General features: G+C 69.4%; 7 protein-coding genes and 2 pseudogenes. 2 read left to right on the top strand and 7 right to left on the bottom strand.

Annotated features, from left to right (window positions below):
* Positions 1-278: 278 nt before the first annotated feature.
* Both ABZY11_RS27460 and ABZY11_RS27465 read left to right on the top strand, forming a co-directional pair.
* Positions 279-425 (top strand): annotated as a pseudogene (locus tag ABZY11_RS27460) (IS5/IS1182 family transposase); the annotation flags it as partial.
* 20 nt (positions 426-445) lie between these two features.
* A complete protein-coding gene (locus ABZY11_RS27465) occupies positions 446-775 on the top strand; it encodes a hypothetical protein (protein WP_356481702.1) in 330 nt (109 codons plus the stop codon).
* A 170-nt stretch (positions 776-945) separates the two neighbouring features.
* Here ABZY11_RS27465 and ABZY11_RS27470 read toward each other — a convergent pair whose 3' ends face one another.
* The 7 genes and pseudogenes from ABZY11_RS27470 to ABZY11_RS27500 form a co-directional block, all read right to left on the bottom strand.
* Positions 946-2,469, bottom strand: a complete 1,524-nt coding sequence (locus tag ABZY11_RS27470; RefSeq protein WP_356481703.1) for an aldehyde dehydrogenase family protein — start codon at positions 2,467-2,469, stop codon at positions 946-948.
* Positions 2,470-2,567: 98 nt separating this feature from the next.
* Positions 2,568-3,818 carry a GAF domain-containing protein gene (locus ABZY11_RS27475; RefSeq protein ID WP_356481704.1) on the bottom strand — a complete coding sequence of 417 codons (1,251 nt, stop codon included), beginning with the start codon at positions 3,816-3,818 and terminating at the stop codon, positions 2,568-2,570.
* 108 nt (positions 3,819-3,926) lie between these two features.
* Entirely contained in the window at positions 3,927-4,520 is a 594-nt protein-coding gene (locus tag ABZY11_RS27480) for a peptidoglycan recognition family protein (RefSeq protein ID WP_356481705.1), read from the bottom strand.
* Between the two features lie 52 nt (positions 4,521-4,572).
* Positions 4,573-5,589, bottom strand: a complete 1,017-nt coding sequence (locus tag ABZY11_RS27485) for an acetamidase/formamidase family protein (RefSeq protein ID WP_356481706.1) — start codon at positions 5,587-5,589, stop codon at positions 4,573-4,575.
* On the bottom strand, positions 5,586-7,073 hold the full coding sequence (locus ABZY11_RS27490) for an APC family permease (RefSeq protein ID WP_356481707.1): 1,488 nt from the start codon (positions 7,071-7,073) through the stop codon (positions 5,586-5,588). The genes ABZY11_RS27485 and ABZY11_RS27490 overlap by 4 nt, the downstream gene beginning before the upstream one ends.
* 310 nt (positions 7,074-7,383) lie before the next feature.
* Positions 7,384-8,733 carry an esterase-like activity of phytase family protein gene (locus tag ABZY11_RS27495; protein WP_356481708.1) on the bottom strand — a complete coding sequence of 450 codons (1,350 nt, stop codon included), beginning with the start codon at positions 8,731-8,733 and terminating at the stop codon, positions 7,384-7,386.
* A gap of 422 nt (positions 8,734-9,155) precedes the next feature.
* A pseudogene (locus ABZY11_RS27500) lies at positions 9,156-9,545 on the bottom strand (SWF or SNF family helicase); the annotation flags it as partial.

Consider the following 9,545-nt stretch of genomic DNA (forward strand, 5'->3'; position numbering starts at 1 on the left):
CAAGGACCACAAGGGTCTGGGTGGCGAGCGATTGGACGAACCATCCGGTAAGGAACTGGGCGGGCACGGAGTGGAAAACCCCGCAGCATGTTGCCGAAGGCCGCGAAGTCGAACAGCGGTGAGCACCGACTCGTCGTCTACACAGGGCCGGTCCTTCACGGAGCCTTTTCCAACCTGATGGTGTGGACAGGTAGTTGCCGGCCGGGCTGTACGAACTGACGAAGCTCCTGGTAGACGGGTTCACGACCAAGATCACCCGTGCCGACCAGGAGCCTTGTGTGCTTGTCCACCCATCGGCGATCGATCTGTCCAGCACGCACCTGCGTGACCTCGCTCAGCGCCTGGCTGCTCGCCGTCGCGAGATCGGCACCCGATGGCGGCGCATCACGCCGGGCCGTCAGGCCCTGCTGGTCCTGGCCCACCTGGCGTTGCGCCCGATGGCCGAGTGTTTCGCAATGCGGCCGGCGGCTACGTTGATGCAGCGGCCTACGGCAATACATGGGAGCGGGCCCGTAAGAAGGTCCTGGCTCCCAATGAGCAGCCGACGCTGCTCGCCAAGAGGCCCTATGGCCTCCGGCATGCCGGGATCTCGTTCTGGCTGCACTCTGGTGTGGATCCTGCCGAATGCGCGCGCCGGGCCGGCCAGAGCATCCAAGTGCTCTTCCAGTACTACGCCAAGTTCCTGGACGGTCTCCAGGAGCATTCCAACCGGCTCATTGAGGAGTCGATGCAGGAGTGGAGTCGGCGCAGCGAGGACAGCAGCCCCAAGGGCTGAGCTGCAAGCCGGCCCGTGTATGGCCCGGAACTGCTGGTCAGGACTGGGATATGGGTGGGATGAACTGGGAGAAGAAGAGTATTTCGACACCTCCCCATGGGGAGGGCCGGGCGCTCCCAGAAGGCGTCTGGCCCGGGAAAACCCCAGGTCAGGCGCCTTCTTTCGTGCCGCTAGAAGAAACCCAGCTTCTTCGGGGAGTAGGACACCAGCAGATTCTTCGTCTGCTGGTAGTGCTCCAGCATCATCTTGTGGTTCTCGCGGCCGATCCCGGACTGCTTGTAGCCACCGAACGCCGCGTGTGCCGGGTACGCGTGGTAGCAGTTCGTCCAGACCCGGCCCGCCTGGATGGCGCGGCCCGCCCGGTACGCGGTGTTGATGTCGCGCGTCCATACGCCGGCCCCGAGGCCGTACAGCGTGTCGTTCGCGGTCCCGATCGCGTCGTCGAAGTCGGAGAAGGAGGTGACCGCCACGACCGGGCCGAAGATCTCCTCCTGGAAGACCCGCATCCGGTTGTCACCCTCGAAGACGGTGGGCTGGACGTAGTAGCCGCCCGCCAGCTCGCCGTCGTACTCGATCCGCTGACCGCCCGTCAGGACCTTCGCGCCCTCCTGCTGGCCGATGTCCAGGTACGAAAGGATCTTCCGCAGTTGGTCGTCGGAGGCCTGCGCGCCGATCATCGTGTCCGTGTCCAGCGGGTGTCCGGGCACGATCCGTTCGGTGCGGGCGATACCCGCCTCCAGGAATTCGCCGTACATCCCGCGCTGGATCAGCGCGCGCGACGGACAGGTGCAGACCTCGCCCTGGTTGAGGGCGAACATGGTGAAGCCTTCGAGGGCCTTGTCGCGGAAGTCGTCGTTCGCGTTCCACACGTCGTCGAAAAAGATGTTGGGCGACTTGCCGCCGAGTTCCAGGGTCACCGGCTTGAGGTTTTCGGAGGCGTACTGCATGATCAGCCGTCCCGTCGTCGTCTCACCGGTGAAGGCGATCTTCGCGACGCGCGGGCTGGAGGCGAGGGGCTTGCCGGCCTCCGCTCCGAATCCGTTCACGATGTTGACGACGCCCGGCGGCAGTAGGTCGGCCACCAGCTTCAGCCATACGTGGATGGAGGCCGGGGTCTGTTCGGCCGGCTTGAGGACCACCGCGTTGCCCGCCGCGAGCGCCGGGGCCAGCTTCCACGTGGCCATCAGGATCGGGAAGTTCCACGGGATGATCTGGGCGACGACGCCGAGCGGCTCATGGAAGTGGTACGCGACCGTGTCGCCGTCGATCTCGCCGAGTGAGCCCTCCTGGGCGCGCAACGCCCCCGCGAAGTAGCGGAAATGATCGATGGCCAGCGGAATATCGGCCGCCAGGGTCTCCCGAACCGGCTTGCCGTTGTCCCAGCTCTCGGCGACCGCGAGCTCCTCCAGATGGGCCTCCATCCGGTCGGCGATCCTGTTGAGGAGCCCCGCGCGGTCGCCCGCCGCCAGGGCTCCCCAGGCGGGCGCCGCCGCGTGTGCCGCGTCCAGGGCCAGTTCGACGTCCTCGGCCGTACCCCGGGCGATCTCGGTGAAGGGGCGGCCGTTGACGGGGCTGGGGTTCTCGAAGTACTGACCACGGACGGGCGGTACGTACGCGCCGCCGATCCAGTGGTCGTAGCGGGACTCGTACGAAACGATGGCGCCCACGGCGCCCGGCGCGGCGTAACGGGTCATCTCTGTGGCCTCCCGGATCCGGTGCCGCCCGCCCTTGGACGGCCCTCGGCGCGAGGTTAGGCAGCGGCACGTTGCAACCCCGTTGCACGGGGGAGCGGCTACCGCTGCTCGGCGTCCAGCGTCCGGGCCCTGGCGAGCAGTGCCGGGCGCTGCGCGGCGGGAACGGCCGCGGCAAGTGCTTCCCAGACCGGGAGGTCGTTCTCGCCCCAAGGGCTGTACGCCCAGTCGGCCAGCAGTCCCGGGTCGCCGCGTGCGATGAGTGCCGCCCGCAACTGATCTTCGAGCCGACGCCGGAGCCGGATGACGGAGGGGGCCTGCGAGCCCGGCAGCAGAGGTCCCGCGTAGGCCCCGAGCGCCGCGGCCACCGAGCCCGACGCCAGTCTGCGCGCCACCGTGTCGAAATCGGCGTCGACCGGGGCGGCGAGCCGGTAGGGGCGGGAAAGGAGGAGTTCCGGACCGAGCAGCCGCCGCAGCCTGGAGAGTTCGGCGCGCAAGGTCACCGGGGTGACCGACTCGTCCTCGTACAGCTCGACGAGGAGTTCGTCGCCGCCGAGGCCCTCGGGGCGCCGGGCCAGCGTCGCCAGGATCTCGCTGTGCCGCCTGCTGAGCCGGATCCTGCGGCCTCCCGTCACCAGCAGTGCCTCGTCCCGGCCGAGCGCGCTGAGCCGTACGGTCTCACCGGCCGGCGCGGGGGCGAGCAGTGCGAGCTGCGACTCCGCGGCGCGTGCCACCGCCTGCACGAACGCGAGGCTGTGCGGATGGGCGAGCCGGTCCCCGCCGGTGATGTCCACGGCACCCAGGACCCGTCCGGTGTGCGGGTCGTGCAGCGGTGCCGCCGCGCAGGTCCACTGCTGGACCGGCCGCAGGAAGTGCTCGGCGGCGAAGACCTGCACCGGACGGTCCACGGCGATGGCCGTTCCCGGCGCGTTCGTCCCGGCCGCCGACTCGGCCCAGCGGGCGCCCTCCACGAAGTTCATCCGGCCGGCGGCCCGCAGGGTCGCCGCGGGTCCTTCGACCCACAGCAGTCTGCCGTGTGCGTCGCACACCGCGAGCAGATGCTCCCCGTCCGTCGCGTAGGCGCCCATCAGCTCGCGGATCACCGGCATGGCGGGGGCCAGCGGATGCCCCTCCCGGTACGGTCCGAGGTCGTCCGGGCCCAGCTCGACCAGGGCGGCACCGTCCGGGCTGACCCTGGCCCGCGCCGAGCGCCGCCACGACTCACCGACGACCGGCCGTACCGGCCGCTCCAGCCGGCCCGCCGTGGTGAACACCTCATGCGCGTGGCGCAGTTGGCCGATCCGCGCACCGGGGTCCGTATCGGCTGCCAGCGCCACCCAGGGATCCGTCAACTCACCCTCCCGTCCAGGTGCTTCGTGCCCGCCCCATCGTCGTCGCAGCCTGGCCACTGCGACAACTGCGGTGCACGGGGCAATCGGCCCGGGTGGCGCGAAGGCGGGTCAGCCCGCCGAGTACAGATTGACGAGTCGGATGTATCGCACCCAGTCCCAGTTCGGGCCGGGATCGGTGTGGTCGCTGCCCGGCACCTGGGCGTGGGCCAGGATGTGCGAGCGGTCCTTGGGGATGTTGTAGCGATCGCACACCGAAGCGGTCAGCAGCGCCGACTTCTCGTACATCGCGTTGGTGAAGTAGGAAGGCTGGTCCACCCAGCCCTCGTGCTCGATGCCGATGCTGCGCGTGTTGTAGTCCCAATTGCCCGCATGCCAGGCGATGTTCTTCTCCCGGACGCATTGGGCGACATAGCCGTCCGCCGAGCGCACCACATAGTGCGCGGAGACCTGCTTCGCCGGATTCTGGAAGATCCCGATCGTGTCCGGATACGTCTCCTGGGTCACATGGATGATCACATACTGGACCGGGTAGGCCGAAGGGCGGTTCGACGCCGTGTAGTTGGAGGTCGAGGCGGGAGTCCAGTGGGCGAGCGGGTAGTCCGTGTCGCCCGCGTTCGAGGCGGCCATGGCGCGGGTGGAGGCCGGGATCAGAGCGGCGACCGCCGTCGCTGCGGCGCCCTGGAGAATCCTTCTGCGGTGCATGAACACTCCTGTGGGGGGAGGGGGATGGGGTGGTGATGCCGCGGTGCGATGGTCAGGGGCTGGACAGCAGTGTCGCAGTCTCCCGCAGATGGCGGTGGAGCCCGCGATGGGGGTCGCCTGAAGGCAGCCACTCCTTGCGGATCTTCGCCACACAGGTGTAGTTGGTGTCGCACACATTGGCCAGCGGAGCCTCACCGGCCTGGCTGACCAGCTGATAGGCGTCGAGTTCGGACAGGCCGTAGTCGCGGGCGAGCCACTGCACCAGGTCCAACTGGGAGATCCGGAAGGCATCTTCGAGCGGGCGTGCGGAACCGGTCGACATCAGATGGGTGTCGGACTCGATGCGCGGCCAGGGCGTGGTGACACGCTTCAGCAGCTCGACGAGCACCACCGTGTTCATCGCGCACTCCACGGCGACTCCGCAGGTCTCGCCCTCGCCCTGACGGGCATGGCCGTCCCCCAGACTGAGCAGCGCACCCTCGACATTGACGCCCAGATAGCAGGTGACGCCCGCCCGCAACTCGGGCGTGTCCATGTTCCCGCCGTGCGCGTCGGGCACCAGCGCGGACCGTACCTCCAGGTTGGCCGGAGCCACCCCGACCGTGCCGTGCATCGGGTCCATCGGCAGTTCCACCTGGATGTCGCTGTCCCGGGCGCTGAACAGACAGGTGCGGCGCGCCCGGTCGAGCTGCCAGATCCATACCACCTCGGGCAGCGGAGCCTGCAACGACGCGGTGGTATGGGTCGAGGTGAGCGCCCCGAAGAGCGGCACGGTCGTCGAAGCGGCCCAGTCCCTGGCCGGTTCGACGGACACGAAATGCACCGCGACGGTGTCGCCGGGCTCGGCCCCCACCACATGGAAGGGTCCGGTCTGCGGGTTGAGGAAGGGGAACTCGCAGACCTCGGAGACCAGGTCCTTCTCGGAGCGGACCCGCCCGGCGAAGCAGTCCTCCGTGTACACGTCGAGGAACGTCCCCGGCTCGATCCGGGCGACCGGAGCCGCTCCGCCGAAGGTCCAGGCGTACTCACCCGCCTTGGGGCGGACGGTCAGGATGCGGGGGTCGTTCATGGCTGTACTGCTCCCGTCTCTGCTTCCCCGGCCGGCGCCGGGGTGTCGTCCAGATGGATCCGTCCGGTCTGTGCCACCCGCTCCGGATGCCTGCGCAGCAGCACCACGAGCACAACGATCCCGATCACCATCCAGACACCGACGACCGGACCGGCGTACGAGACGGGCGCGCTGAGTTCGGAGACGAAGTCGAACGCCGGGATTCCGGCGGCCGTCAGCAGCGCGGGGACGAACGCCGTGATGCCCAGCACCGGGAACAGGAGATGGAGTACGGGGTTGAAGGCGTCGCGCCGCCTCCGCAGGAAGTAACCGGCGCAGGACAGATTCACGATGATGTACACACCGATGATCACCGTGACGATCACGGTGGCCAGCAGCACGAATGCGGTCACCGGGTCGTAGCCGAAACCCAGCCCGAGCGCCGCGCCGACCGCGATCACGAACTGCACCGCCACGCCGGTGACGGGGGAGCGTCGTCGCGGGTGGAGCCTCGCGAACGCCTGCGGGAACACGCCGACGCGGCCCAGGGCGAACGCCGTCCGGGTCGACACATTGGCACACGCGTTGGCGTTGGCCACGGTCGAGTTGACCACGGCGAGGAAGAGCAGCACCCAGAACAGTCCGAACGAGGCGCGGGCCACGCCTTCCCACGAAGCCGCCCCCGATCCACCGAATCCGGCGAACCTGTCGGGCCCGAAGTACACGGACATCGCATAGGTGGTCAGGACATACACCAGACCGATGGAGAGCGCCGCGCCGAGCACCGCGCGCCGCATGGTGCGCCGCGGGTTCTTGGTCTCCTCGGCGAGCGGTGCCGCGGCCTCGAAACCCGCGAAGGCGAGCACGGTGTAGACCGAACCGGCGAAGATCCCGCTGATGCCGTCGAATCCTTCGGAGGTGTGCGAAGTGCCGAAAACCGACAGGGTGTTGTCGGCACCCGCCTGCCCGATGAGCAGCGCGGCGAAGACGACGAAGACGAGTACCTCGAAGATGCCGAGCACGGTGCCGAACCGGGCGGAGGCCCGTACGCCGAAGTATCCGGCGAGCGCGATGATCACCGCGCCCAGCAGCGACCACGGCCACCACAGCCCGGCCGGATAGGAGGACCACTCCTGGTGCAGCGTGCCCGCCGTCGTGAAGCCGAGCTGGAGCAGCAGCAAGGCGGGGACCAGCGCCTCGACGAAGACATAGCCCCAGCCGACCAGGAACCCGATGGCCGGATGCAGCCCCTGTGCGGAGTAGGTCGCGACGGAACCGGCAGCCGGCAGATGCCGGGCGAGTTCGGCGACGCACGAGGCGGTGAACAGGCAGGCGACCAGGGCCACCACCACCGACAGTGGCAGACTCCCGCCCGCGAACGCGGCGCCGGCCGGGATCGACGCGGCGATGGCCGCGGCGGGTGCCATCGCGGTGATGCTCTGGAAGAGGACCTCGCGCAGCCCGATCGCATCACGTAACAGTCCGCTGCCCGGTTCCCCCGACATCCCGTGGCCCCCTTGGCGTCCGATGACCGGAAGGTGTTGTCCGATGTGCGGCCGAGTGTCTCGCGCGCCCTACCGTACGGGCGCCGCGCGGGTGGCGGAAGACGGCAGGGGCCGAAATGGCAACTGTGGACAGGGGAGAGCGCCGGAATGTACGTCGATGTCGGTACGGGAGCGGGCCGTTGGGCTCAGCGACCGTGGTGCGAACGGAGTGTGGTGGGTGAAGTTCCGTTACTGAAAAGGGGGTTGATGATCCCGGCCCTCGGTGGGCAAGCGTCGGCGAGGGCCGGGATACGACAGGAGCGCCTGTGGGTCAGCCGCGCAGCGGGCGGGGTAGCTTCAGCAGTGTCACCGACGTCTCGATGCCGCTGTCGACCAGGCGGCCATCGGCATCGAACGCCTCCGGGCCATCGGTCATCCCGAAGTCGTTGTCGTTGATGAGAGCGAGCGTGTCCCGCCCCGTCACCGCCACCCCTTCGATCTTCCCGGGAATGCCCGCGACCTTGCCCAGGTCGACGACCAGGCTCTTGCGGAGCACCGGGACGCCCGACGCCGAGGGGTCGGTGAGCTCCTCGTACGAGGGAGACGTCGTCGGGTCGTCCCAGGCGGAGCCCAGGATTCCGGAGCCGTGCGGGAGCGTCACCCGGTGCAGCCTGGCCGCCTTGTCCGTGCGCTCCTCGACCAGCAGCTCGTGCCGACCGATCGCGACGACCGAGGAGATCTTCAGCTCGGAGGTGTCGTCCTCGCCCGGGTCCACGACATTCACCGCGTCGAACCGGTAGGCGTACTCTGCGGTGACCGCGCGCTTCTTCGTCGAGAAGCGCAGTAGCCGCACATTGCGCGAGGACTCGCCCGCGTCCTGGTCCGGCAGCGAGAGCGGGCTCTGTACCGCGAGCACCAGGTCACCGCCCGGGAGAAGGGCCAGCCCCTCGAACCCGCGGTTGACCTTGCGGTGCAGGAGTACGCCCGGCAGCGCCTCCACCACCGGATAGTCGGCGCCCGTCAGCCCGAGACCCTCCGGCACGTAGCGCGTGAGCACCCGGCCGCGTGCGGATACGTGCACCAGGGAGGGGCCGTACTCGTCGACGAGCCAGAAGCTGCCGTCGGCGGCACGGACGATGCCTTCGGTGTCCAGGCCGTTCGGGTCGTAGCCTAGCGGCGTCCTCGCGTCGTAGCTGTACGGGGCCTCGTCGCGGTTCCGCTGGTTGGGCAGTCCGGTGACCGCGGCGCCGGACCGGGTGGTGATCGCAATGGCCTTCAGCACCTGGACGTGCTTCCCGCTGACCCGCACCTTGACGATCGCCGGGTCGAAGCCGGGGACGGGGAAGGTGCGTCGCTTCTTCCCGTCGATCTTGATCTGTCCGTTGGGCCCGCGGTCGGTGACCGTCCAGAACTCGCCCTGGCGGCCTGCGGGATAGATGTCGCTGCCGATGCCGCCGAGCTCCACCCCGCGGTCGTCCGTGACCGTCCCCGGCAGCAGTCCGTTGCTGAAGCCGGCCAGCGGAATGTCACCGAGCACGGCGGCCCCGGTGACCCGCGCCGCGCGTTCCGGACGCTCGTGCCGGTCCTGCGCGCCGGTTGCCGTTCCGGCCGCGATCACCGTACCGAGCAGGGCGAGCGGCAGACCGACGGCAAGGGAACGACGGACAACACGCGCGGACATGGGGCCTCCGTAAGTTGTTGGGGCCTGTCCGGCGGTTCAGTCGGACAGGCTCTAGGTGGCCCGGGAGGGCCGGATGCGGCTGATGGGGTCTTGCCTTCAGTGGCTTGTCAGGAGTGGCCGCCATCGCCCCGGCCCGCCGACGATCCAGCGTCCTGTGGGCGCTCCTGCGCGACAACCGAGCCCTCACCTTCCCACCACCGGTCACGCGGGCGGCTTGACTTCATCATTGAGGCTCCTGGGGCACGAACAGCTCGTACGACCGTCAGGTTCCGCCTTCGCCCTCAACGCACGGTGACAGCCAGTTGAACGCACGGACAGTACGCGGCGACGGACTGTGGTCCCGGAACGGCCCTACTGCTGTGCGGCAGTAGGACCTCTCTGGGGCTACAGCCCCGGCCCACGGGCCGTACCCAACGAGTCGCTCAGTCCTCCGACATGCCCGAGCCGGCCAGCGCCGCCGCCGGATCGTCGTCCGCCGGACCTGCCGGGACCCAGCGCCCGCCCTCCTTGCGGTACGGCCACCAGCGCCCGTCCCGTCCGTACCGGAGCTGCACGCCACCGTCCACCGAGGTCCAGCGATTGCCCGCCGACCGCAGCCGGGGCTGCTCGCCCTCCTCCCACGCCTCGGCGAGCCGGGCCCGCGCCCTGGCCAGGTCCTCCGGACCGGGTGTCCACTCCTCTTCGAGCACGGTGAGCGCGGCCACCCCGCCGTACCGCCACGCCCGCACCGCCGCATCGAGCTCGGCCTGTCGCCGCCCCGAGCCGGTGGCCAGCCGCTTCGCGATCCAGGGCTCGGGCCGGGCTTCCGCGGC

This window comes from Streptomyces sp. NPDC006510 (assembly GCF_040611955.1).
GTDB lineage: Bacteria > Actinomycetota > Actinomycetes > Streptomycetales > Streptomycetaceae > Streptomyces.